This window comes from Luteolibacter sp. Y139, from assembly GCF_038066715.1.
In the GTDB taxonomy this organism is placed as follows: domain Bacteria; phylum Verrucomicrobiota; class Verrucomicrobiia; order Verrucomicrobiales; family Akkermansiaceae; genus Haloferula; species Haloferula soli.
Map to the genome: position 1 here is coordinate 61,759 of NZ_JBBUKT010000007.1, position 24,739 is coordinate 86,497.

15 protein-coding genes are annotated in these 24,739 nt (G+C 62.0%); 7 read left to right on the forward strand and 8 right to left on the reverse strand.

Features of this window, described 5'->3' with window-relative positions:
* Positions 1-37 precede the first annotated feature (37 nt).
* The gene (locus WKV53_RS17495; protein WP_341406070.1) at positions 38-1,942 is read left to right on the forward strand and encodes a sodium:solute symporter family protein; all 1,905 of its coding nucleotides are present in this window, start codon (positions 38-40) and stop codon (positions 1,940-1,942) included.
* Between the two features lie 188 nt (positions 1,943-2,130).
* Complete coding sequence (gene trpD, locus WKV53_RS17500; RefSeq protein WP_341406071.1) at positions 2,131-3,177, forward strand: anthranilate phosphoribosyltransferase; 1,047 nt, start codon at positions 2,131-2,133, stop codon at positions 3,175-3,177.
* 361 nt (positions 3,178-3,538) lie between these two features.
* On the opposite strand, the gene polX is transcribed toward trpD, so the two are convergent.
* Positions 3,539-5,275, reverse strand: a complete 1,737-nt coding sequence (polX, locus tag WKV53_RS17505) for a DNA polymerase/3'-5' exonuclease PolX (protein WP_341406072.1) — start codon at positions 5,273-5,275, stop codon at positions 3,539-3,541.
* A gap of 48 nt (positions 5,276-5,323) precedes the next feature.
* Entirely contained in the window at positions 5,324-5,680 is a 357-nt protein-coding gene (locus tag WKV53_RS17510; RefSeq protein WP_341406073.1) for a hypothetical protein, read from the reverse strand.
* A gap of 189 nt (positions 5,681-5,869) precedes the next feature.
* Between WKV53_RS17510 and WKV53_RS17515 the strand changes: the two genes are divergently transcribed.
* Complete coding sequence (locus tag WKV53_RS17515) at positions 5,870-11,422, forward strand: LamG-like jellyroll fold domain-containing protein (RefSeq protein WP_341406074.1); 5,553 nt, start codon at positions 5,870-5,872, stop codon at positions 11,420-11,422.
* Between the two features lie 310 nt (positions 11,423-11,732).
* Here the strand turns inward: WKV53_RS17515 and WKV53_RS17520 are convergent, their stop codons facing one another.
* The gene (locus WKV53_RS17520) at positions 11,733-12,356 is read right to left on the reverse strand and encodes a hypothetical protein (RefSeq protein ID WP_341406075.1); all 624 of its coding nucleotides are present in this window, start codon (positions 12,354-12,356) and stop codon (positions 11,733-11,735) included.
* Between the two features lie 83 nt (positions 12,357-12,439).
* Entirely contained in the window at positions 12,440-13,351 is a 912-nt protein-coding gene (locus WKV53_RS17525) for an outer membrane protein assembly factor BamB family protein (RefSeq protein ID WP_341406076.1), read from the reverse strand.
* Between the two features lie 162 nt (positions 13,352-13,513).
* On the opposite strand from WKV53_RS17525, the gene WKV53_RS17530 reads away from it, so the two are divergent.
* Positions 13,514-13,987: an EF-hand domain-containing protein gene (locus tag WKV53_RS17530; protein WP_341406077.1), complete on the forward strand. Its 474-nt coding sequence runs from the start codon at positions 13,514-13,516 to the stop codon at positions 13,985-13,987.
* Here WKV53_RS17530 and WKV53_RS17535 read toward each other — a convergent pair whose 3' ends face one another.
* Positions 13,988-14,449 carry an SRPBCC family protein gene (locus WKV53_RS17535; RefSeq protein WP_341406078.1) on the reverse strand — a complete coding sequence of 154 codons (462 nt, stop codon included), beginning with the start codon at positions 14,447-14,449 and terminating at the stop codon, positions 13,988-13,990.
* A 110-nt stretch (positions 14,450-14,559) separates the two neighbouring features.
* Between WKV53_RS17535 and WKV53_RS17540 the strand changes: the two genes are divergently transcribed.
* Positions 14,560-18,666: a Calx-beta domain-containing protein gene (locus WKV53_RS17540; RefSeq protein WP_341406079.1), complete on the forward strand. Its 4,107-nt coding sequence runs from the start codon at positions 14,560-14,562 to the stop codon at positions 18,664-18,666.
* A gap of 58 nt (positions 18,667-18,724) precedes the next feature.
* Positions 18,725-19,834 (forward strand): prenyltransferase/squalene oxidase repeat-containing protein, encoded by a 1,110-nt coding sequence (locus tag WKV53_RS17545; protein ID WP_341406080.1) that lies wholly within the window; start codon positions 18,725-18,727, stop codon positions 19,832-19,834.
* Positions 19,835-19,877: 43 nt separating this feature from the next.
* On the opposite strand, the gene WKV53_RS17550 is transcribed toward WKV53_RS17545, so the two are convergent.
* Positions 19,878-20,591 carry a hypothetical protein gene (locus tag WKV53_RS17550; RefSeq protein ID WP_341406081.1) on the reverse strand — a complete coding sequence of 238 codons (714 nt, stop codon included), beginning with the start codon at positions 20,589-20,591 and terminating at the stop codon, positions 19,878-19,880.
* A 221-nt stretch (positions 20,592-20,812) separates the two neighbouring features.
* Here WKV53_RS17550 and WKV53_RS17555 point away from each other — a divergent pair, with 221 nt between their 5' ends.
* Positions 20,813-21,883: a pyridoxal-phosphate-dependent aminotransferase family protein gene (locus tag WKV53_RS17555; protein WP_341406082.1), complete on the forward strand. Its 1,071-nt coding sequence runs from the start codon at positions 20,813-20,815 to the stop codon at positions 21,881-21,883.
* Between the two features lie 76 nt (positions 21,884-21,959).
* On the opposite strand, the gene WKV53_RS17560 is transcribed toward WKV53_RS17555, so the two are convergent.
* Together WKV53_RS17560 and WKV53_RS17565 are read right to left on the reverse strand one after the other, a co-directional pair.
* A complete protein-coding gene (locus WKV53_RS17560; protein WP_341406083.1) occupies positions 21,960-22,595 on the reverse strand; it encodes a response regulator in 636 nt (211 codons plus the stop codon).
* 10 nt (positions 22,596-22,605) lie between these two features.
* The gene (locus WKV53_RS17565; RefSeq protein ID WP_341406084.1) at positions 22,606-24,624 is read right to left on the reverse strand and encodes a sensor histidine kinase; all 2,019 of its coding nucleotides are present in this window, start codon (positions 24,622-24,624) and stop codon (positions 22,606-22,608) included.
* Positions 24,625-24,739: the final 115 nt, after the last annotated feature.

Genomic DNA, 24,739 nt, shown 5'->3' on the forward strand with positions numbered 1-24,739 from the left:
GTCGCCCTGCCCCTATGGCAGCTAACAACCCATCCACATGGCGCTTTCCATCTTCTTGAACCCAGCCCTGCTCGGCGTGATCCAGCTTAGCACGCTCGACTGGGTGATCATCGTAGGCTCGATTCTAGTCTGCTTCGTTCCGGCGCTGTTCTATGGAAAGAAGTCGGGCGAAAGCACCTCCGAGTTCTTCGCCTCCGGCCAATCGGTGCCGTGGTGGCTGGCCGGCCTGTCGATGGTGGCGACGACCTTCTCGTCCGATACCCCGAACTGGGTCACCGAGCAGGTCCGCAAGTTCGGTGTCGCTGGAAACTGGCAGTGGTGGGCCTTCGTCCTGACGGGCGTGGCGACCGTCTTCTTCTTCGCCCGCCTGTGGCGCCGCTCCGGGGTGATGACGGATCTCGAATTTTACGAGTTGCGCTATTCCGGCAAGGCCGCGTCCGTCGTCCGCGGCTTCCGAGCCGTTTACCTCGGCCTGTTCTTCAACTGCTTCATCATGGGCATGGTGACGCTCGCCGCGTGCAAGATCGCCAACATTCTCTTCGGCCTCGACAACTGGCAGACGATCCTGATCTGCGGTGTGCTCAACGTCGTCTTCGCCGCGCACTCCGGCCTGTGGGGCGTGCTGATCATCGACATGGTGCAGTTCTTCATCAAAATGACCGCTGTCTTTGCCGCGGCCTATTTCGCGCTGAAGGAAGTGGCTCGTCGCACGGGTGTGGGGGAGACGGCATTCGCCGGCCTACACAAGCTGGTGGAAGTCTTGGGCACCCAGCAGGTCGTGACGCCGAAGGGTGCGCAGCCCGTAATGTCAGTGGCGGATGGCACCGGCCAGCCGATCCTCGACGTGCTGCCGAACTTTGGCATGTGGGATCTCGCGCTGATGATCTTCCTCGTTCCTATCGCCATCGGCTGGTGGGCGAACTGGTATCCTGGTGCCGAGCCTGGCGGTGGCAGCTACATCGCTCAGCGCATGCTCGCCTCGAAGTCAGAGAAGGACTCGCTCGGCGGCACCCTGTTCTTCAATATCGCCCATTACGTTCTCCGCCCGTGGCCGTGGATCATCACCGCTCTCTGCTCGATCATCGTCTATCCCGACCTCGCTTCGATCAAGGAAGCCTTCCCCGATGCCAATCCAAATCTGATCGGCCACGACAGCGCTTTCCCGGCGATGCTCAAATTCCTGCCGGTCGGGTTCATGGGTCTTATGGTCGGTGGGTTGATCGCAGCGAACTCGTCCACTATCCTAACCCACCTGAACTGGGGTGCCTCCTATCTCGTCCACGACTTCTATCGCCGTTTCATTAAAACGGATGGGACCGAAAAACACTACGTGTCGGTTGGCCGAGTCTGCACTCTTCTCCTGTATGTGGTTGCGGCTTCCCTCAGCTATGCGCTCACCTCGGCCCAGGAAGCATTTGAAGCTTTGATCAACATCGGTGCGGGCACCGGACTCCTTTACATCGTCCGCTGGTTCTGGTGGCGGGTGAATGCATGGTGCGAAATCGTTGCCATGGCTGCGGCGGTAGTGACCTCGGTAACTCTCTTCGCACTGAAAAAGACCGGTCACGAGATTCCTTTTGCACCCGGCGTCATTTGCTCAGTCGCCTTTACCACGGTTTGCTGGCTTTCGATGGCCTTCCTGGCTCCTCAGACGGACCGCAAGACGCTGATCTCTTTCTTCAGGAAAGTGCAGCCGGCCGGTCCGGGTTGGAATTCCGTCCGCCGCGAAGCCGGAGTGCCCGAAAGCACTGTGAAAGCCTCCGGAGACCACATGGGTCTCGCCACTCTCGGCTGGGTTTCCGGCTGCGCGCTCATCTGGTCGTCTCTTTTCGCCATCGGCAAATTCCTCTACGGCGAGATGACCATGGCGTGGATCCTCACCGGCGTTCTCGTCGTGAGCGGCCTCGTCCTGCTTCAGGTGATCCGCAAGCTCTGGAGCTAGGCACCGGGGAGTTTTTAACCGCAAAGAACGCAAAGATCGCAGAGAAAAGGCTCTGATCGTCTTTCCTTTGCGAGCTTTGTGCTCTTTGCGGGTTAGTCGATCTTTGGCGCCGATCCGGGAGCTTTGTTGGTCCCGGGAAGAGAATCCCTTGGCAAAATCGGTGCGATGCGTGCTACTATCCTCCGCTCGTGGACGCACTGATTCATCATCTGGAACGGAAAGAGGAGCTCTCGCCCCGTGAAATCACCGTGGCTGCCGAGCTGCTGCTCGATCCGCATGCGCCGGATGAGAAGAAGGTGGCCGTGCTGGAGAACCTTTCCAAGAAAGGGGAAACGCCGGCGGAGCTTGCCGGGTTTGTGGAGGCTTTCCTGGAGCATGCCGTCGACCCGCATGTCGGTCTGCTGGATCTTGAGGGGCCGACGATCGACGTCTGCGGCACCGGTGGCGACAAGCTGAACCTTTTCAATGTTTCCACCACGGCGATGTTCGTGGTGGCTGCGACCGGTGCGGTGGTGATGAAGCACGGCAACCGCGGCATTACCTCGAAGAGCGGTGGTGCCGATGTGCTGGAATACCTCGGCATCCGCATTGATCTAGACGCGGATGGTTTCCGCGATTGTCTGGAGAAGGCAGGGGTTGGCTTCCTTTTTGCGCCGAACTATCATCCCGCCTTCAAGGCGGTGGCGAATGCCCGCAAGCAGCTCGCTGAAAAGGGCGTGCGCACCATCTTCAATCTCATCGGACCACTGATGAATCCGGCCAAGCCGCAGTGCCAGCTGGTCGGCGTCTTTGATCGGGAGATGTGCCCGGCCTTTGCGGAGATCCTCCAGCGCCTCGGTCGTGAAAGCGCCTGGGCTGTCCATGGCACTACCGGCGACGGCCGTTGTGTGGATGAAGTCAGTCTCATGGGCTCCACCCGCATCTGCAAGGCGGGGCTCTATCAGGATCTCCAGGACGAAGAGATTCGCCCGCGTGACTTCGGCATGAAGCATGCCGAGGTGGAGGAGCTGCAAGGCGGCGATGCGGAAGTGAACGCCGCCATTCTGGAAGCCATTCTCAGCGGCAAGGACACCGGGGCGAAGCGCGACATGGTCGTGCTCAATGCGGGTGCTGCGATTGCTTGCTGCGGCCTCGCCGACGACATCGGCGATGGGATCGAGATCGCGAGGCGGTTGATTGATGATGGGAGTGCGCTGGATCGGCTGCGGCTGCTGCAGGATGTGGCGAAGCGCTGATGGGGCCTTCTAGCTGCTAGATGTGAGGATCGTCGAATCCGGTCCAATTTCCCACGACCTCCTTGATTCGGTTCATGGAACTCCTCTCTTCGTCTGTAGCTCCACATTCCGAGCAGGGACCGGTGGGAGGCCAAAGAAGCAGTGCGTAGCATTCTGAACAATAGTTCGGATCGAGCAGGACCATCTCGTCAGGCTTCGGGACGTAGTCCGGTAAACCTGCCTTTGACAGAATGCTGTAACTCCCGCCCAACTTTACCCAGCGGTCTGGGTCTTCCGGTCTCCAGAACCATCGGTTCACAGGCAAATACTCTAGCGGCATTCTCTTCATGCTCTCAACAGAGTGCGATTGAATGGAGCAGGGTCACCGCTTCGGCTTCGGCAACTTCAGCCACTCTTCCATTTCCTTCAGCGGCTTGGTGGTCACCACGTCCTCGCGTCGCAGCCAGCCCTTCCTGGCGACGCTTGCGCCGAAGCGGAGGTATTGGAGTTGGTTGACCGAGTGGGCGTCGGGATTGATGGAGCACAGCACGCCCTTGTCGCGGGCGCGGTGCCACCAGCGCCAGTCCATGTCGAAGCGCTTCGGGTTGCAGTTGAGTTCGATGACGGTGCGGGTTTCGGCGGCGCAGTCGATGATCTTCTCGTGGTTCACCGCGTAGCCATCGCGGCGAAGCAGCAAGCGCCCGGTGAGGTGGCCGAGCATGGTGATGTAGGGATTCTCCATCGCCTTGATGATCCGCTTGGTCATCTCTTCCTCATCGAGCGTGAGGGCGTTGTGGACGGATGCCACTGCGTAGTCGAGTGAGGCTAACAGATCGTCCTCGAAGTCGAGGTCGCCGCTCTTGAGGATGTCGACTTCGGAGCCGGAGAAGAGCCGGAATTGATCGCTGCCGTGCTCCTTGTTCCACGCGACGATGGTTTGGATCTGCGTGGCCAAGCGTTCGGGGCTGAGGCCATTGGCCTGCGGCGAGGACTTCGAGTGATCGGCGATGCCGAGGTATTGCAAGCCCAGCTCCCGGGCGCCTTCGGCCATCGCGTTGAGCGAAGCCTTGCCGTCGGACTCGGTGGTGTGGTTGTGGAAGGTGCCGCGCAGGTTTTCCCATTCTAACAGGCGCGGCAGCTTGCCGTCGTCTGCTGCTTCGATCTCGCCGCGGTTCTCGCGTAGTTCGGGTGGAACGAAATCGAGGCCGAGTGCGCGATAGATGTCCGCCTCGTCGTGGATGTTGGTGGGTACGTTTTCGCCGGAGAAGGCGTATTCGTTGAGCGACCAGCCTTTCTTCAAGGCGCGGGAGCGGATGGCCACGTTGTGCTCCTTGCTACCGGTGAAATAGAACAGCGCAAAAGGATACTGGTCATTTGAGACCGCGCGGAGGTCGCACTGCATGCCGCTTTCCAAGCGGATCGAGCACTTGGTGTCGCCTTGGGCGATGACTTCCTTGGCGAAGCCTTGCTTGGCGAAGAATGCTGTCAATTCCGCTGGCTTGGGCGTGGCGACGATGAAGTCGAGGTCGTGCACGATCTCCTTCGACCGCCGGGTCGAGCCGGCGACCGAGGCGCGTAGCACTTCCGGATGCAGGCGCAGCACTTCCAGGATGTCTTCTGCCGCCTGAATGGCGATATCGAGGCGGAAAGCCTCGGCCGATTGCTCACGGCGCGCGAGTGATTCGAGGATCTTGGTCTGGGTCTTGGCTCCGAATCCGGGGAGTCCGGCTACGGTGCCGGCTTCGCAAGCGGCCTTCAGAGAGGGGATCGAATCGACTTTCAGCTCGCGATTCAGGACTGCGATCTTCTTTGGGCCGAGCCCATCGAGGTCGAAGAGGTCGAAGAACGAGTCCGGATAGCCGACCCGCAGTTTCTTATGGAACTCCAGCTCACCGGTGGTGGCGAGCTCGTGGAGCTTGTCGCGCAGGGCATCGCCGAGGCCTTTGATTCCTTCGAGCTTGTTGTCGCGGGCAAGCGCCACGATGTCGCCGTCGTAGCCGGACACGACCTCGGCTCCCTGGCGATAGGCGCGGATCTTGAAGGGGTTCTCACCTTGGATCTCTAGCAGCAGGGCGATTTCTTCCAGGACTTCGACCAGGCGCTCGCGGGTGACGGACATGCCGTGAGGCTAAAAGGGCAAGGCGGGCGGGACAGCCAAAATTCCGCCTTACCCTTGGGCGGCTTGGGAATGCGGCATCAGATGCCATGCCTGCAGCGAGGCGACCACGTAGATCACTACCAGAAGGGCGGCGACCAGCAGGCCGGTGACGAAGGTTTCCCGTTTCGAGAACCAATGGGACCGCCGCTGTTCCAAAATGATCGTCGCTATCACCCAGGCCGCTGGAATCGCGAAGGCAAGGGGACCCCATTCGCGGATCAGCGAGGGCAGGACGGGCCAGCTACGTTCCGGATCGGGGTAGCCAGCCGAGCGCAGCAGCACGACGGAAACGATGCTGCCTACCTGAATGACAGCGCATTGCGCCGCCGCCAAAGCTCCCTGCACCGCGTATTCCCGGATGTCCATCGGCGTCAGCATCCGTGGTGGCCGTGGCGGAGGAAAGGGGATTTCGCGCTTGATGAATCCGCGTGTGACGAGTCTGTCACCGGGGTGAAACGATTTTAGGCTAAACCTCTTGTCCTCTGCCGGGCGTATCTAATGCCGGGCCTTCGGCTTCGTTTTACCTCCGGCCGTTTGCCCCAGCCGCCTTTCTGCATGAAAAAATCCACCGTCTACCGTTGCGCCGCGTTGTTGTGGGCAGCAACGCTGCCTCTTTTCGCCCAGCAGCACGGGCTTACCTCCCGGCCGGATGTGGATGCCTATTACGACGGCACTTTTCCGACCACGCCGCCGGCGGTGCCGGGGAATTGGTCCACGGTGATCGCGTTTCCGAACCTAACCTTCCTCAACCCCGTGGGCCTCGCGCCGGTCCCGGGGACGAACAAATTGATCGTGTGGGAGCGCGATGGGAAGATCTGGACCTTCGACAACAACGCGGCGACCACGACGAAGACGCTCGTCGTCGATCTTTCCTCAAACGTCCAAGGCTGGGATGACTCCGGTTTGCTGGGGTTGGCGCTTCACCCGGACTTTCAGAACAACCACCAGATGTACATCTGGTACAATTGGCGTGGCGGCATCACCGGTGGCGCTGGTGACCTCGGTCCGGTGATTGGCGATGCCAATACCCGTCCGCCGACCGCGACGCCGACCCGCGACCGGCTCTCTCGCTTCGTGCTCGATGCGAACCTGCAGACCACCAAGGCCAGCGAGTACGTGGTGATCGATCAGCAGGATGCGAGCGTCTGGCACAATGGCGGCGGGATGTTCTTCCATCCGCAGAATGGCTTCCTCTACATCACCAATGGCGACGACCAAGACTCCGCGCTCAATACGCAGCGCAATGATCGTGCGCTCTTCTCCTGCGTGATCCGCATCGATGTGGACCAACGCGGCGGTGCGATCAGCCATGCGCCGACCAAGCGTCCGGTGAATGAAGTCAGTCCGACTTGGCCGCGCTACTATGTGCCGAATGACAATCCCTTCGTCGGTCAACCGAATGCGCTGGAGGAAATGTTCGCGATCGGTTTGCGCAGCCCGCACCGCATGACCATCGACCCGGTGACCGGGCGGATTTTCATCGGTGATGTCGGGAATGGTGCGCGGGAGGAAGTCAGCGTGATCGAGCCGAATGATCCGCCGGGGCTGAACTTCCAGTGGGCCACGATTGAAGGGAAGGGTGGGGATCTCACTGGATCATACATCGGGACCAGCAAGGGGCCCATCATCGACTACGCGCATTCGTCGCAGGACGGGAGCTGTGTGGTGGGCGGCTATGTTTACCGGGGCACTGAGTTTCCCGAGCTCTACGGGAAATACATTTTCGGCGACAACATGAGCGGCATCATCTGGTACCTCGATGAGTCGGTCAGCCCGGCGGCGAAGGTGACACTCGCGGTGCTGCCGGATGGTCCGGGGCCGAACTCGGGCAACGACTACCGTGGTCTCGGCTCCTTCGGTCTCGATGCGAATCGCGAACTCTACATGTGCCGGCTGAGCAGCACGGAAGGGCGGATCTACAAGCTCCAGCGGGGTGGGCCGCCGCCGGGATCGCCTTTGCCGGCGACTCTGGGTGCGACCGGCTTGTTCAGCAATCTCGCGGCCCTGACGCCTGATGCTCGGTTGATCCCGTATCAGCTCAATGAACCCTTCTGGTCGGACGGCGCGATCAAGTCGCGGTTCGCGGCGATTCCGAATGGAACCACGGTGGGCTTCCAGCCCACGGGCGAGTGGAGCTTTCCCCATGGTTCCGTCTTGGTGAAGCACTTCGATCTGCCGGTCAGCGACGTCGATCCGAATGCGAAGCGCAGGCTCGAAACGCGCGTGATCGTGAAGCAGGATGATGGCGAGGTGTATGGGGCGACTTACAAGTGGCGCGCCGACCAGAGCGATGCGGATTTGCTGGATGGCAGCCTGACTGAAAACATCTCGATCGCCACCGCGCCGATCGGCTCCTTTACCAGCCAGGACATCGGTGGTCCGGCCTTGGCGGGATCGACTGTTAGAAACGGCAATGCGATCACGATCACCGCAGGTGGCACGGATATCTGGGGAACGAGCGATCAATTCCACTACGCGCACCAGCAGCGCACTGGAGACTTCGATGTCGCGGTGCGGATCGAGAGCGTGGTGCAGTCCGATCTTTACACGAAAACGGGCCTGATGGTCCGCGACTCGCTCGCGGCGAATGCCCGTCACGTGATGGCGCTGGTTTTCCCGAGCAATGCGGCGCGTAACAACAATACCGGCGGCTACGAGTTCCAGTATCGTGCGACCACCGGCGGGAGTGCCACTGCGCTCTATCCTGCGGCTCCGCAGCCGAAGGTGAACTATCCGGATACCTGGCTGCGGATGCGACGTGAGGGTGACACCTTCATCGCTTACTGGAGTTCGGATGGCTTCACGTGGGCCGAGTACCAGCGGACCACGCTTGATTTGCCGGATCAGGTTTACTTCGGCCTGGCAGTCACGGCGCACACGGCCTCGCCGACGACGGTGGCGAAGTTCCACGTCGATACCCGCCGGCAGCCGTGGTACTTCCCGAGCCGGCAGGACTGCCTGCGTTGCCACAATCCGCAGTCGGGCGGTGTGCTCGGGCCGAGCACGCGGCAGTTCAATCGCGAGATGCTGTTCCCCAATGGTGTCACCGACCAGCAGCTCAGCGCGTGGAGCCATGTGGGTCTCTTCGACCATGGCCCCGAGGATGCGGAGCTGCCGGGATTGCAAAAGCTCTCCCATCACAACGACACCAGCGCCTCACTGCAAGAGAGGGCCCGCTCGTATCTGGATGCGAATTGCTCCTATTGCCACCGGCCGAATGGCGTGCATGCCTTGTGGGATGCGCGCTATTTGACGCCTTTCCAAGACCAGGGGATTTATTACGGCCCGGTTCTCAATTCGCTCGGGAATCCCAATGCCCGCGTCGTGGTGCCGCAAAGCTTGAACGACTCGATCCTGCATCATCGCATCAGCATCACGGGCGAGAACCAGATGCCGCCGCTGGGACGGAACATGGTCGACAAGGATGGCGTGGCCATGCTGGAGGCGTGGATCAATTCGCTGCCGGAAGAGAACGTGACGCCGCCGGCAACGCTCGTGGCGACCGCCGTGTCGAACACGCAGGTGAATCTGACGTGGCAGGATCTTTCCAGCAACGAGGCCGGCTTTTCGATCGAGCGGTCGCTCGATGGCGTGAGCTTCACCTCGCTGGCGATCGTGGGGCCGGGCGTGACCTCATATAGCGACATTACCGCGGAGCCGTTTCAGACGAACTCGTACCGGGTGATGGCATTCGGCGAGTATGTTTATTCCACGCCGTCGAACATCGCGTCAGCGACGGCGAATGTCGGACCGCCAGCGCCGGAGATCCGGCTCACGGGAAATGGGATCGACATCTCCAACAACGACCTCACGCCCAGTGCCGCGGATGGGACGGACTTCGGCGTTTCCACGCCGGGCACCGGCAACGTGACGCGGACCTTCACGATCCAGAATCTGGGCAATTTGCCGCTCAATCTAACGGGATCGCCACGGGTCCGCATCCAAGGGACGGATGCTTCGTCGTTCAGCGTTTCGGCGCAGCCTCCGGCCAGCCTGACGGGTCCGGGCAGCACGAATATCCAGATCGTTTTCGCGCCGCAGGGCTATGGCGCCAAGAATGCCACGGTGGTGATCGCTTCCAATGATGCGAGCGAGCCGGTCACGACATTTGCGGTCACCGGCGTCGGGCTTGATGATGGGATTGTCGCGTGGTGGCGCTTCGATGATGCCAGTGGTGGGACTGCGGCGGATGCCACGGGTTTCGGTCGCACCGGCACGCTGACCGCGCCCTTGCCACAGTGGCAGGCGAGCGGGCAGATCGGCGGTTCGCTGCGTTTCACCGGCGAGGTCAACCAGAGCGTGACGGTGGCGAACCACGCTTCGCTGAATCCCACCGCGGCGATCTCGATTTCGGCATGGGTGTATTCGTCTGACTGGGCGAGCAACCGGCGCGTGCTCCAGAAGGGCGATGCTGACAACCAGTACCGCCTGCTCATCGAGGGCGGCAAGCTGGTCTGGGAGATTGCGAACGTCGGCGAGATCCAGGCTCCGCTGCCGCCGTTGAACCAGTGGTTCCATCTCGCCGCGACCTACGACGGCGCGCGGATGCGCGTCTTTGTCAATGGAGTGCAGACCGGCGTGCTCGCCGCGACCGGTGCGATTCCGGTGACTGCCGATGCCATGTATCTTGGCACCAAGACGCCTGCGGCGACGGCGGGCGATCATCTCAACGGCTCGCTGGATGACGTGCGTGTTTACAATCGCGCACTGAAGGTCACTGAGATCGGCGTCCTCGCCGGACTGGATCTATCAGACAATCTGATCGGCTGGTGGAAGCTCGATGAAACGAGCGGCACCAACGCCGCGGACTCCAGCGGGGCGGGGCTCTCGGGCACGCTGACCACGCCGCTGCCGCAATGGCAGGCGAGCGGTGGTCGCTTGGGCGGGGCGCTTCTTTTCACGGGGCAGTCCGGACAGAGCGTGACGGTTGCGAATACCGCCTCGCTCAATCCAACGACAGCGATTTCCGTCAGTGCCTGGGTGAATGCCACGGCCTGGAGCGGCAACAACCGCATCCTGCAAAAGGGAAATACCGACAATCAATATCGCCTGCTCGCCGAGAACAGTAAGTTCGTTTGGGATATTTCGGGCGTAGGCCGCCTGGAGACGGCGCTGCCGCCGGTCAATCAGTGGGTGCATGTGGCGAGCACGTATGATGGCGACCGCATGGTGCTTTACTTCGATGGCGTGGAGGTTGGTTCGATTGCCGCGACGGCCGCGGTGCCGGTAACCGCCAATCCACTCTATTTCTCGACGAAGACTCCGGCTTCGGGCGCCGTGAATCACCTGAACGGCAAGCTGGATCAGGTCCGGCTCTATGGGCGCGCATTGAGTGCGGCAGAAGTGACGCAGCTCGCCCTCGAAGGGAATACCGTTTCGATCGCGGTTGGCGATGCCACGGCCCGGAAGGGTACTGGCGACACGGGTCTTTTCACCGTGAGCCGCACGGGCCCGACCACTGCGGCATTGAGTGTTCCGTTCTTCCTCAGTGGCAGCGCGATGACAGGCCTGGACTTCTCGCTCAATCCCGCGTTGGAGGGTTTCGCGATTCCTGCAGGGCAGAGCTCGGCGAATCTGCTCGTCCAGCCGATCGACTCCGCCTCGGTCACGGGACCGACGACGGTGACGCTCGCGCTTGGCAACGTGCCGGGCTATCTGCAGGGAAATGCCAGCTCCACCGTGACGATCCAGGACTCGCCGCTCAATGACTGGAAGATCGCGGCTTTCGGTGGTCTTGCCGGGGCGCAGGCTGCGGGCGCGGCCGATAGTGCGGACGCGGACGGCGATGGTCTCGATACCTTGCTAGAGGCAGCGCTTGGCGGCAGTCCAACGGCATCCGATGCCGGACGTTTGCCGGTGGAGGAAGTGGAGCTGGTGGATGGACAGCTTTACCTCACCTCAACCTATGTCAGGCCGAAGCCGGCGCTGGCGGGGATCTCCTATGTTCATCGTAGGTCGATGACGCTGGGAGACTGGGATCTCGCGGTGATGGTTAGCGGCTATCCGGTCGACAATGGCAACGGCACTGAAACGGTGAAGATCCGCACGGCCTTGCCGGTCGGGGGGCAGCCGAAGCAGTTCCTGAAGCTGGAGATCACGAGGCCGTGACGGCTTGCCGGGGATTGCGATCCAAGTGCAGGTGTCCCGGCTTCGGATGGACTTGAAGGAAACGGCTTCTCAGCTGTGGCGAGTCCGGCTGAAGCCGGGACTACGTACCACGGAAGACGGCATCTCTAGTTTGCGTTCGGGCCTCGCCTTGCCGAAAGGATGCCGCGGGCCGTCCAGAGGCCGGCGGCGGCCAAGAGTCCGGCATTTACTCCGATCTCGAGCAGGGTGGGTGGCGGTATGATCGGATGGCCCATGACCGCACTAATCCTCACGTAGGCGATGAAGGATACCAAGACGACTCGTTCGGCGGTTACTTCCCGAGCAGCTTCTCGTAGTATTTAGCGTCCGGCTGCGGGCTGTAGATCAGATCGACCTTTTGGCGCAGCTTCTTCCACTTCTCATTGGTGGCGTCGGCGCCGTAGTCCATGAAGGTGAAATCACCCAGGTGCCATACGCGGATATAGTCGGCCTTGACGGTGGGAATCTTGTCCTTTTCGCCGGTGACCGTGCCGATGACCCGGACCAGCGAGAGCCGCTTGAGGTTGCCTCTCGGATCCGAAGCGGTGACCTTGAAATCTCCGACGCCGTAGAGGGACGCCAGCTGGATGTGATCGTCATTCAAGCCGTCGTAGTGCTTGTGCTCGATCAGGAAGGGCTCGCTCGGTTTGGCTGGCAATTCGCGAACGATTCCGAACCACGAGATCAACTTGCCGGTTTTCCCGAGCAGGGAGCCGGGCTTCTTGGCGTCGGCGTCCGGGTCGCCGCCGACATCCGAGTCAGGCTTCTTTGAGTCGAACTTCGCTTCCTCAGTCGTGGCGACGTAGTCGACCGTCGCGTCCCGCGTGTAGGGCTTGTGATGGGGAGAGACCTCGATCTGTTGGGCGAGGCCGGAGGCAATGCCCAGGATGGAAAGAGAGAGAACGGCGAACTTCATGGCAATGGACTCCTTTATTTATCCGAGCCAATCCCGAAGTTCACCGGAATGCAAGCTGGCCGGCTAGCGAATGAAGCGCCGGATCAGGGCTTCACCACCAGTGTGTTCGACACGTCATTGCCAAACTGCTCGAAGCCATCGAGCTGCCACACGACCTTCTTCGTCTTCGGTTCGAGCTCGATCAGGTTCGGCTGGCCGGGGCCGGCGTGGCAGTTGCCGATGATGTAGTTGCCGTTCGGTAGGATCTGCAAGGTGGTGACCCAAGCGAGAGTGATGCCGGGCAGGTCGTTCTGCTCGATCTTCCAGACGATCTCCTTTTCCGGGGTCACTTCGAGCACCGAGTGGCCATTGCCGGTGGTGAGCAGTGTGTTGCCGTTCTTGAGTCGCAGCGAGCTGAAGGTGCAGTTGCCGAATGCCTCGGGGCCGTGGCCGTCCTTGGCTTGCTTGCCAAACATGGGCACCGCATACTCCCAGAAGACTTTGCCGTCGGCATCGTACTCGCGGACGGTGCCGTCGCCTTCCTGGCAGACGAGGTAGTGGCCGTTATCCAGCTTGCGGGCGAGGCGAGTGTCGCGGTGCGGCTCGGGATGGTCGCGTTTCAGGGGGACTTCCTTCAGCAGTTTGCCATCGTGATCGACCTCGATGATGCGGCCGACGCCGCTCTCGGCGATCATCATGTTTCCGTCCTTGAGGGGCTGGAAGGCGTGGACTTCGAGGCGCTTGCCTTCGTTGCCGTTGGATTTGGTGGAATCGTAGCTCCAGACGACCTCCTTTTTCTCCGGGTCGATCGCGCAGACCTCGTGCATGTCCTTCTGGACGTAGATCTTGCCGTCATCGCCGCGGTGGATGTCGTGGATGGCGCCCCACGGCATTTCCCAAGCGATTTTGCCATCGCTCCAGAGGGCGAGCTTGCCCCTGCCCTGGATCAGGACATCGCGGGCATCGGCGGCGGGAGCGGCGAGGAGGACGGCGGCGAGAGCAGAGCGGAGAATCATGGGTTGGCGGGGTTTCCCGGAGAGGGAGTCGGACTCAAACGCGGTTGCCAAATCAAATCTTGCGGGCGATTGCTCCGTAAATCCCGTTAGACCCGGTGCCTTGACGGGGAAGCGGGCTGTGCTTATTTAACAGACCTAAACTAAATCACCCCACACGACCCCATGCACGTGCCGAAACTCCTGCCGTTTGCCGTTTTCGCGACCCTCGCCTTTGTTCCAACCGCTCCTGCCGCTGGAAACGGCGCGCTCGATCGCCGCTTCGACAAGGCCGATATCAATGACAACGGAGAGGTGGATTCGACAGAGTTTCTCGCGCTCGAGCCGCGGAGCAAGTCGTGGGTGGAGGCGATCTACCGCTTCAATCTGGCTGACATCGATCACAACGGCGGCCTCTCGCTGACCGAGTTCCGCGCATCAAATGGCGGCAAGGAAGGTGGGAAGCCGAGCAGGTCGCAGAAGTTCGCCCTGGCCGACGCGGATGAGGACGGCTTCCTCGATCCGGAGGAATTCGCCCGCACGCTCGCCCAGAGCAAGCCGTGGCGGAAGGTGCTGCGTGACTTCGGCCGGAAGGATCACAATGACGACTCTCAGCTCAGTTTCCAGGAGTTCGGCGGCGGCATCGTCACCCCATTCTGATCAGGCCCGACGGCCGAAGCGCCTCTCAAGTTCCTCCCGGCGGAAGCGGAAGATCCATTCCATCTTCCGCCGGACGAAGAGCGCATGAACGATGCGGCCCAGCGGCCCGAAAGGCAGGGCGTAGTGGACCTGATCGATGATCTTCACCCCGTTTTCCACGGGCTCGAAGATGTGCCGGTGGTGCCAGAACTTGTAGGGGCCGAAGCGCTGCTCATCGATAAAGCAGCGGCCTTCGTCGACGCCCTTGATCTCGGTCACCCACGGTAGCCACACGCCGGGGACGATCTTGATGCGGTATTCGATGATTTGCCCTTCGTGGATTTTTTCCGACGGGCAGTGGATGATGCGGAAGCCGAGATCCGGCGGGGTGATGGCGTCGAGATTGTGGGATGTAGAGAAGAACTCCCACGCCTCGGCGGGAGTGATGGGGAGATTTTGTTCCTGAAACAACGAGTGGAGCATCGGCAGCACAGGATGGCATGCCGGAGAGGCCGTGGAAATGCCGGAGCGGCGGGATTTCCGGCCAAGGCGTCGTTATCTCCCGCGCCATCATTGACAGAACTTCTGGATCCATGAATCGCTGCCGCATGTTCCTTCGCGTCGCTGCGATCCTTTGTCTTTCGTTCTTGTCCCTGCGTGCCGACGACCTGGGGGTGCGTTTCCCGCTTGAAACACGTGGCGGCAAGTGGGCCGGGTACGAGCCGGTGGATGAGAATCTGAACTCCAACCTGCAGAGCATCCTCAAGCACGGCGATGTGATCCGCGTCGGCAGAACCCAGTGGTTGGCATTGAATCGCAAGACGGGTGTTTCCGATCTCGCGTCGCGGCCGGCATTTCCACAGGCCCAGGAGTCGATCGCCTGTGATGCAGACAGTGGGGTCTTCTGGACGCGCCCGTCCGGGACACCCACGACCGGACCCTACTTCGTCCGCGACTGGACCAGCGGGGAGAAGCTCGGAGAGTTGACGCTGCCGACGAACGTGTATCCCGGCTATTTCGATGCCCACGGCATGGCCTCGATCAATGGCCAGATCCTGTATGTGACCGATTCGATGGGGCCGAATCCGCGGCAGGCGACGCTTGCATCGCTCGGGGTGAGCGCCGGCGAGATCGACGTCACGGGCTGCGAGAACTGGCTGGCGATCTCCTACCGCGCCCCCTCGAACTACAGGGTGGTGATTCTCAATCGTGCAACCTTGCAGGTGATGGGAAACTACGTTCGCGGCGGAACGGCGGTGGCGATGCGGGGCAACCTGCTCGCCTGGAAGTCAGGATTGGTCGTGTCCCTGTTCCGGCTTCCCGACCTGACTCCGATTTCCGGGGTGCCGGTGCTATCGCCGACCCAGTATGGAGCGGTCGACTTCCGCCTGGTCGAAAACGGCTTGTGGGTCCATCAGGAGCTTCAGACCCAGGAGGGCTCCGTCTTCCTCCACTACGATCTCTCGAACCTGCCGGCGGTGCGCCTGCGCGAGCGTGTCACGCCTCCCGGAGTGATGCTGCCCTATTGGACCAAGAGCGTGCGCTGGGTGGCGGCGGAGGACTACCTCGGCATGATCGACGATGCGGAAACGCTGTGGGTGTGGAATCGCAATGTGGCGAATACCAGCTATCAACCGCTGCTCGATTTGGAAGCATCGCAAGAAGGTCACGAGGGAGGGTCCGCCCAAGCCCGCCTGACGATCAGCGATCCGGTGAGCTGGCCGGTGCAGGTGACGCTCAAGGCCCGCAGCGGCTCTGCGATGGAAGGCTCGGATTTCGCACCGTGGATGCAGACGGTCACGATTCCCGCAGGCGAGACTTCCGCCTTGGTCGACGTGCCGGTTCTCGCCGATACGGTACTGGAGCCGAACGAATTTTTCGAAGTCTCCATCCAACAGGTCAGCGGTGCCCTTGCCCAGAATGACAGCGCGCCACTGGTGATCGCCGGCAATGGCTACAACCTCGAGGCCAATCCGCAGAAGATCGCAGGCGGCAAGGCGAAGTGGACGGGAGTCCTAGGTTCAAATGGCCGTGTTCTCGTTGGCATGATCCAGCCGGAGCCCCTCACCACCGGCGTGTCGCCGGGGATGGCGATCGTGGACATGGAGACGGGGAACATCATCGCCAATCCCAGTGGCAGCTCGTGGCCGCCCAACTTCTATAAGATCGCCTTCCGGGAGAATCTCGTCGTGGTGGTGGCCGATAGTGGTCTGGTGGCCTACCGCACCGACACCGGCGCCTCCGTAGGGTCGTGGTATCTATCGTCCAACAGCTTCATCGGCATGGTGGACACGACCAAGGTGCTGGTCAGGGCGAGCTTTTCGAATGGCATTGAACTCCGCCGGATCTCCGACGGGGCCTTGCTCGCGTCCGCGTCGCTGCCGAGCGATGCCACGGTGGCGGTCTCGCAGGATGCACGCGATGGGTCGCCGTCATCGATCCATGCCTACGCTTATGGCGGTGGAATCCTGGAGCGCGTGAAATACAACCGCATCATCGAGTTTGATCGCAACACGCTGGCCGCAACCGAGCGCGCCGTCTGGCGCTCCTCCGATCAGGACGGTGGCGACTATGCCAAGATCCTCAACGTGTGGGAGGACAAGGTCTTTCTCAGCGTGCCTCACGGCCTGTCCGTCGTGAATCGCACCACGGGCAAGCCCGTGTGGTCCCGCTACACGGCCACCAGTGGTCTCGATGACTTCGGATGCGTGATCAGTGGCAATGCGGTGGCTCTGACGAATCTGTTCACGGGCACCGTGGAATCCTCGCAGACGACCTATTTCGTGGACCTGGAAACCGGCTGCGACATCGAGAGATTCGGGCCACTGGACCTCAGCCCGGAGGGACAATGGATCGGTGCGAACGCCCTGGCCTATGACGGCGGTTGGGTGCTTGTTTCGCGCAACAGGAGCTTCCGCGTGGTGAAGACACCGGACCGGCCGAATGTGAAGATCGTCGCCCCGGCAATCGCCGACAACGAGGTCACGACCCTGCGCGTCGTGCCGCGCGAAGGATTTGCAGGCACGTATCCGGTGCGAATTTCCGAATATGCAGAGATCACCGAGGACCGCCCGGTGAAGGATCGCTTGCTCGGTCTGGTGCCGGTCGACTTGAACGTGGATGCCGATGGCGTTGACTTCACGGTAGCCGCCACGCGTTCGGCGAAGGGATCCGAGACCACATTCCTGCGCGCGGCGGCTCCGGGGCGCGAAACCTTGTTCTCCGGTGCGCGCGGCGTGGTCGTGAATTCCCACGTCATCACGATCCCCTCGAGCGCCTTCACCACCGGCGGGCCGCTCCGGATCACCCGCGCGCGTGCGGTGGCGGCGGGTGAGGGCCTGCTCGCTGTCGGCTATCCCCTTGAATTGATGCCGGACGGGATTCGCGCCGGACTGGTGGATATTTACGACCGCGAAGGTGGGACGTTTCTCAGAACCATCGGGGCTCCCGCAGGTGCGGAAGGGAAACGCTTCGGCCACGCGCTCGGGGTTTCGGGTAACAAGGTGATCGTGGGAGCTCCCAGCGAGAAGGGCGTGGGCCGGACCTTTGCTTACGATGGCACCACCGGGACGCTGATCAGCGAACTGATCCTCAGGGGCAAAGCCGCGGAGTTCGGTGGTGAGATCAAGGCGAACGACAAGTGGATTGCCGTCACGGCTTCGGGTTCATTCGCAGGCTCCAGCCAGAAGTCGACGGGGATCGTGATGGTCTTTGATGCGGTCTCGTTGAAGCCGGTCTTCACGAAGTCGACCAAGGGTGAAGGCTTCGGCTACGCGATCGGGTTGAGTCATGACCGGCTGTTCGTTTCCGCGCCGGGTGCGAAATACCAGAAGATGTACAGCGTCGGTTTGATCCGCGCCTATTCGCTGCCGAAGGGCAAGCAACTTGGCACGATCATGGCGCGGCAGCCGAAGGCGCTGGAAAGCTTCGGTGCGTATCTCGATGCGAGCGATTCGGTGCTGGTGATCGGCGGTGTCCACGATCCGGTGAGCCTCTCGGCTGCCTTGCAAGTTCACTCATCGGCGAGCCTGGGCTTCCTCGGCTATTATTCCATGCCCGGTGACCCATTCGCTTACTCGATCGTCAAAGCTCACGGTGACTGGATCATCGGTTCCGAACAGGCCATGCGCTTTTTCCTCGCGGACAATCCGCGACCGATTGCCAGCCGCGGGATTGTCGATCCCGGTGGACTCACCTTGCCGTTTCCCTACTTTTCCCGCTCCAATCTGGCTGCCTACGGTGACGCTCTCTACTGGGCTGACTATGCGCCCAAGATGCTGGAGATGCCTGAGAAGCCCGCTGCGCCATCGGTGGCGGCCGCTGGCCGGGCTCCGGCGGTCACGGAGCCGGTATCGCCGGATGCGAACGGCGACGGCGTGGTCAACGAGATCGACATGCTGATCTTCCATCGTGGGGATACCAGCCTGCCAGCCCGTGCGACACTGGAACAAAGGGGAGCAAGCGGTCCGGTCTTTCGTATCGTGGCCGACGACAAGATTCCCGCGAACCTGGACCTGTGGTTCGAGGTCTCGACCGATCTCAGCCGATGGGAACCTGTCCTCGAATGGCGGCACGACGATCGCGGTTGGCGGGATGCGGCGGGTGAGAAACTCACCGCGGGGCCGGATTCCCTGACGGAGTCGGAGATTCGCGCTACTTCGGGCAAGGTCTTCTTCCGGACGCGCGCGACGAGCCGGTGAATGGGCTGGAGCGCGCGGAATTTTCCAAGAATTCCGCGCGCCGGTGCGTTTTCACCGGATGATGAAGTCCCGTCGTCTTTCTTGGGTGGGGCGGCCGTTGGCTGCCGCGGTGGTTGTTTTCATGGGGAGTCCTGCCATCGCTGCGCCGGATGCCAAGGCGGTGGCTGCGATTGATCGAGGGCTGGAGTATCTCGGGAAGGAGCAGAAGGAGAATGGCTGCTGGTCCACGGCGGAGTTTCCGGGGATGACCGCGCTGGCATTGCAGGGCTTCCTGCTCGCGCCGGAGGCGGCCAAGGATCATCCGGAGACGGTGAAGAAGGGGCTCGGCTTTCTCCGGGCCAGCGCCAAGCCGGATGGTGGCATCTACGACAAGGGGATGGCGAACTACAATACGTCGATCGCGCTTTCGACGCTGCTGCATGCGGATGACGATGCGGACCTTGCCCGGATCGAGGCGGCGCGGAAGTTTCTCGTGGGTGCCCAGAAGCACGAGCCCGACAAGGACAAGAAGGCCAATGACGGTGGGTTCGGCTACGAGCCGGAGGGGCGCCGGAGCCGGCCGGACTTGGACAATACGGTTTTCGCCGTAGAGTCGCTGGCGCTTTACCGCGACAAGCACAAGGGCGAGGAGCCGATCGGCAAGGAGGACCTCGACTGGCAGGCCGCGATTGATTTCGTGAGCCGTTGCCAGAACCTGACCGAAACGAATTCCGCCACGTGGGCGAGTGACGAGCCGGCGGAGAAGGGAGGCTTCACCTATACGCCGGATGGCAGCGGCGAGAATGGCTCCCACAGCTATGGAACGATGACCTATTCGGGGCTGCTGAGCCTGATCCACGCGAAGGTCGGTGCGGATGACAAGCGGGTGAAGGCGGCGATCGACTGGCTTTCCCGGCGCTACAGCGTCGAGGAGAACCCGGGGCAGGGGAAGCAGGGGCTTTATTACTACTACTTCGTGATGGCGAAGACGCTGACCACCGCGAAGATCGACAAGCTGAAGGCGGGCGAGAAGGAGGTGGATTGGCGCACCGAACTCGCGGCGAAGCTGATTTCGCTGCAGCGCGCGGATGGCTCGTGGGCGAACGAGAATGGCCGCTGGATGGAGCAGGATCCAGTGCTGGCGACCAGCTATGCGGTGATCGCGCTGAGCATGTTGGCGAAGGAGTAGGTGGTTCCTGAAGGTGGGCAGCCCCGAGCCTACGTTTGGCTGATCACTGGAGTGCGTCTTGATCTGAAACTTTGGCTGCGGACCCCAGGAGTCCCAGGATCCCGGGGTTCTCGCTGACGGTCTCATCGTCGAGGAGATACGTGCCCGTCTCGTCAAAGAGTGACCAGAGGCTGGAGCCACCGAGGAGGTTGCCGATACCGCTGGCTGCCTCGGAAGGCTGCGGCGCTCCGGCTTCGGAGACCACGAGTTCGATCTTGGTTTCGGCGGTGTTGTTCACCAATTCCGCGTGCAAATCCGGAGTGCTGTGGAGCACCAGTCCACTGAAGCCAGCGCCTCCGATCGCGCCCTTGTAGTCGATCAGTGTATAGGTGCCTGCTTTGATCCCGCCATTCCCGGCGATCTCGATGACGTGGGTATCCACCGCGGTGAGGCCCACCTGAAGGCCGCCGTCCTCGCTCACGGTGACTTGGTCGACGCCTTCCGCGCCGATGCGGAAGGAGGACACTTTGCCTTCCGCCAACTGCGCCGAAGAGACGGAGCTTTGCTCCTCGGGATGCAAGCAATCCGCCAACGGGGGCAGGATTTCCCGACCCGCTTCGGCGGGTGCTGCTTCTCCGTTCAGAATCGCCAGCGCCACGGCGAACGGATCGCTTGGCTCTGCCGACGATGCGGGACCTTCCATTGCCGCCGTAGCGGCGGTAGAGGTGCTGCCGTTCACGGGCGCTTCAGGGGCACTGGGGTCGGCGTAAGCGGTCATTCCCGCAATAGCAGCCCAGCAGGTCATTAAATGTGTGATTTTACTCATTTTCGTGGCAATTCTTACCTTGGGCTTGGCGATTTCATCGCAGCTGGGATGCCATTTGATCGTTAAAAACTCAAAAATTTCAACAAAGGCGCTTCAAGCAAACGCGGGAGAGGCTGAAAGGAACACGCTTCGCCCTTGGCGAGCGGCTGTCCGTGCCTACTTTCCCCGCCGCCATGCCTTCGCCTAAATTGTTCAGCCCCGGCCCGATCGACGTTTCGCCTGCGACCTTCGCGGCGATGTCCCAGACCATGATCGGTCACCGCGGCTCCGAGTTCGAAGCCCTCTACGCCTCGCTCCAGCCCGGCCTCCAGGCCATCTTCGGCACCTCCCGCCCGGTTTTCCTCTCCACCTCCTCCGCCTGGGGCGTGATGGAAGGTGCCCTGCGCAACCTGGCTCGCAAGAAGGTCCTCAGCCTCTGCTGCGGTGCCTTCTCGGACAAGTGGCTCGATGTCGCCAAGAAGTGCGGCTACGAGGCCGATTCCGTGCAGGTCGAGTGGGGCCAGCAGATCGACCCCGAGGTCGTCCGCGCCAAGCTTTCCGAAGGCGGCTTCGACACCGTCACCTTCATTCACAGCGAGACCTCGACCGGCGTGCTCAATGACCTAGCCGCGATCTCGAAGGTGGTGAAGTCCTTCCCGGACACGATGCTGATCGTGGACACCGTTTCGTCGCTCTCCACCGTGCCGGTGGACATGGATGCGAACGGCATCGACGTGATGCTCGCCGGCGTCCAGAAGGCGCTCGCCCTGCCGCCCGGCCTTTGCGTTTTCGCCGTGTCCGAAGCTGGCATGGAGCGCGTCAAGGGCACGCCGAACCGCGGCTACTACTTCGACTTCGTGGAGTTCGCCAAGAACGCCGCCGCGAACAACACGCCGTCCACGCCAGCGATCTCGATCCTTTACGGGCTTCAGTACATCCTCGGCGAGATCGAGAAGGAAGGCTTTGCCAACCGCATCGCCCGCCACGCGAAGACCAACGCGATGATCCACGCGTGGGGTGCCAAGCGCGGCTTCGAGCACTTCGCGCCGGAAGGCTTCCGCTCCACCGCTCTGACTTGCTTCAAGACGCCCGAGGGCTTCGACCTTTCCGGCTTCATCAAGGCGCTGAAAACGAAGCACAACTTCCTGATCAACGGCGGCTACGGCAAAATCAAGGGGACCACCTTCCGCATCTCCAACATGGGCAACGAAACCGAAGCCACCATGCAGGAGCTGATCGATGCGATGGAGGATGTGCTCGGCTGAGGATTCCCGCAGATTTTGAGACTTATCGAGGGGCCGGTGCATTCCATGCGCCGCGCCCCTTTTTTCGAGCGGAGGTTCAAGCGACGCCGCGTGCCCGGGCAAGTGATAGCAGTTCGGCGGTATTGGACGCACCGAACTTCGCCATCACATTCGCGCGGTGGAATTCCACGGTGCGCAGGCCGATGCCGTAGAAGTCGGCGATCTCGCGGCTGGTCTTGCCGGTGATGATCTGGCTGAGCACTTCCTGTTCGCGGCGTGAGAGGATCTTTCCCAGCGCTTCCGCCTTGGCTCCTTCACGGCTGATCACCTCGGCAAAGCGCGCCGAGAAGAAGGGACGGCCATCGGCCACTGTGGTCATCGCCTTCTCCAACAACTCGGGCTGGGTGTCTTTTTCCAAATAGCCTTCCACGCCGCTTTCACGCACGCGAGTCAGGGTGAGGGGATCCATCAGCGAGGAAAGAATGAGCACCCGCGCTTGGGGGCGGGCCTGACGCGCGACGCGCGCGAACTCCAGCCCATCCATGCCCGGCAGTTGCAGATCCACGATCATTAACTCGGGGCGAGTGGTGTCGAGCAGCGGCAAGGCGTCCTCCGCTGAGGCCACGGATCCGACGAGTTGGAAGCGGGGATATGGTGCCAGCCAAGTCTCCATGAATGCGCGGAAGATCCCTTGGTCTTCGACCAAAAGAGTGCGCGTTCGGGGAGGGTTCACGGCCCGGACCCTAGTTTTCCGCGCGTGGCAAAGTAAACGAAATCCCGGTGCCGCCGCCAGCCGGGTCTTCGGCTTCCAATCTGGTGCCGAGCGCCTGGGCAATCTCCAGGCATAGCCGCAGGCCCAGCCCGCTGCGGGAATTCCCGAGGGGCAGTGGCACGGCCGGATCCCTTAGGCTGGCGATCACGGATTCGGGCAGGCCGGGACCATCGTCTCTCACGCTGATGCGGACCAGGTCCGACGCGGAGACGCTGACAGTGATCCTGCTGCGTGCCGATTTCACGGCGTTCGAGACCAGATTTCGCACCAAGGTCTGGGCCAGCACTAGATCGGTATGGACGCGTGGTGCATGCCCGTCTTCATCTAACAAGAGTTCCACGCTGCGTCCCGAAGCGTTGCCGCGGTGAAGGTCCACCATCGGCCGCACCACGCTTCCGGCGGCATGCTCCGCGAGCCTCACGGTTCCGGCGCGGAGGCGGGTCCAGAGCAGCACGTCTTCCAGCAGGAGCAGGATCGCTTTTCCGGTCTGTGCCACCTCTGTCGCGAAGTCGGGCCGTGTGGCGGCACCATTTCCTGCGGCTTGTTCCGCGGAGAGGGTCAGTGCTGTCAGGGGACTGCGCAGGTCGTGTCCCAACACGGTGATCATGCGGTTCTTGTCGGCATCGGCGGCCACCAGTTCGTGAGTGCGCGAGCGGACTTCATGCTCCAGTTCATCGGCATAGGCTTCCTGGATCTGGTGGCGGCGCTCGGCTTCTTCCATCGCGAGGGCCTGAGCTGCGAGCTTGTCGCGCTGGAGGCGTGCGAAGCGTTCGCCGAGGGCCATCGAGAGCAGCATGATTTCCAGGGCGGAGCCCAGCATCACCGCGCGGCAGATGGTTTCGATCGGTGCATTCCTCAGCAGCACGACCAGCGGCACCAGACCCGCGAGGAGCAAGCCGGAGAGCAGCACGAAGTTCCGTGACTGCCAGCCGACCGAGCGCCACACGACGACGGCGGCTCCCAGGAGCGCGATATGGGCAAGCGCCCCGATCGCCACGATGGCCTGTAGCCAATCGGCATGGCCGGTGGTCACGGCCAGCAGTGCTGCCACGGGAAGCACGCCAAGCAAGGTGGCAGCACCGCGCACGGTGCGATCCGCGCGTGGTGCTTGCTCCGGTAGTTCGAGAAGATGGCGCGCGAAAGTCGCAAGGAATGCGCCGCTCAGAGGCAAGGCCATGGCGCCGATGGTCTCCATCCACGGTGAACCCAGAGGAAGCCCGAGCACCGATACCCCGCTGCGGACTCCGAAGATGTAGAGGATGTAAAAGGCGAGGTAGAGAAGGTAGTAGCCCGTGGTGGGAAAACGCAGCCGCAGCCACACGATGGAGTGGTAGAGCAGCAAGGCTAACAGCGTGCCGAAGTAGAAGCTTTCCGCGATGAGATCGCGCTGCATCGCCGTGTGGAAGTCTATCGCGTCCGGCCACCAGCCGGGTTCCAACCAGAGGGCAACGGAATCCTGATAGTGCAGGTAGATCACCCGTGATCCCTGCGGTGGCAAGGTGAGGGGAAAGGCGGTTTCGCGTCCTTGGATTGCCTTGCTTGCGGGCGATGTCCATTCACCGGAGACCTGGTGCAGCCATCCACCGGGTGTGCCCGCTTTAGGATCGCGCTCCTTGTCCGCGGGCGAGAAGAGGTCGACGCGGTCGGCGTAGCGAACGAGGTCCGCGAGCACTCCGGCCTGCGGTGATGGATCGGGATTGTGCAGGATGATTCTCACCCAAGCGCTGCTAGGACCCCGCTCGCGGATGAAGCCGGGCTTTTTCCACGGTTTCCATGCGCTGTCTGGTAGAGCAGCGATCGCGGCTGGGTCTGGGTTTGCAGCGGCCACTGTGTCTTCCAGCACTACCACCTCCGCTTGTGGAGAGCCGGCCAGCGGCAGCATGCCCTTGGGGTGTCCCGAGAAGCCGAGCAAGAGCCAGCCTAACAAGGTCGCTGCAAGCGCCAGCAGGGCGGCCGAAGGTTGCCAGTCGAGTGAGCGCGGGAAGGGCACGGCGGCATTTCGTTAGAGCGGCCCGGGTGAGGCAAGCCTCCGTGGAACGGACCCCGTAGTAGTACGGGGTTTGCCGGGTTGTCGCGAGGCTTCGGAGTTATTGAATGATAGGGCC

Excerpts from the sequence above, each read along its gene's own strand:
- WKV53_RS17495 (WP_341406070.1), top strand. The coding sequence starts at position 38 with ATGGCGCTTTCCATCTTCTTGAACCCAGCCCTGCTCGGCGTGATCCAG.
- polX (WP_341406072.1), bottom strand. The coding sequence starts at position 5,275 with ATGTCCGTCACCCGCGAGCGCCTGGTCGAAGTCCTGGAAGAAATCGCC.
- WKV53_RS17510 (WP_341406073.1), bottom strand. The coding sequence starts at position 5,680 with ATGGACATCCGGGAATACGCGGTGCAGGGAGCTTTGGCGGCGGCGCAA.
- WKV53_RS17515 (WP_341406074.1), top strand. The coding sequence starts at position 5,870 with ATGAAAAAATCCACCGTCTACCGTTGCGCCGCGTTGTTGTGGGCAGCA.
- WKV53_RS17520 (WP_341406075.1), bottom strand. The coding sequence starts at position 12,356 with ATGAAGTTCGCCGTTCTCTCTCTTTCCATCCTGGGCATTGCCTCCGGC.
- WKV53_RS17525 (WP_341406076.1), bottom strand. The coding sequence starts at position 13,351 with ATGATTCTCCGCTCTGCTCTCGCCGCCGTCCTCCTCGCCGCTCCCGCC.
- WKV53_RS17530 (WP_341406077.1), top strand. The coding sequence starts at position 13,514 with ATGCACGTGCCGAAACTCCTGCCGTTTGCCGTTTTCGCGACCCTCGCC.
- WKV53_RS17535 (WP_341406078.1), bottom strand. The coding sequence starts at position 14,449 with ATGCTCCACTCGTTGTTTCAGGAACAAAATCTCCCCATCACTCCCGCC.
- WKV53_RS17540 (WP_341406079.1), top strand. The coding sequence starts at position 14,560 with ATGAATCGCTGCCGCATGTTCCTTCGCGTCGCTGCGATCCTTTGTCTT.
- WKV53_RS17545 (WP_341406080.1), top strand. The coding sequence starts at position 18,725 with ATGATGAAGTCCCGTCGTCTTTCTTGGGTGGGGCGGCCGTTGGCTGCC.
- WKV53_RS17550 (WP_341406081.1), bottom strand. The coding sequence starts at position 20,591 with ATGACCGCTTACGCCGACCCCAGTGCCCCTGAAGCGCCCGTGAACGGC.
- WKV53_RS17555 (WP_341406082.1), top strand. The coding sequence starts at position 20,813 with ATGCCTTCGCCTAAATTGTTCAGCCCCGGCCCGATCGACGTTTCGCCT.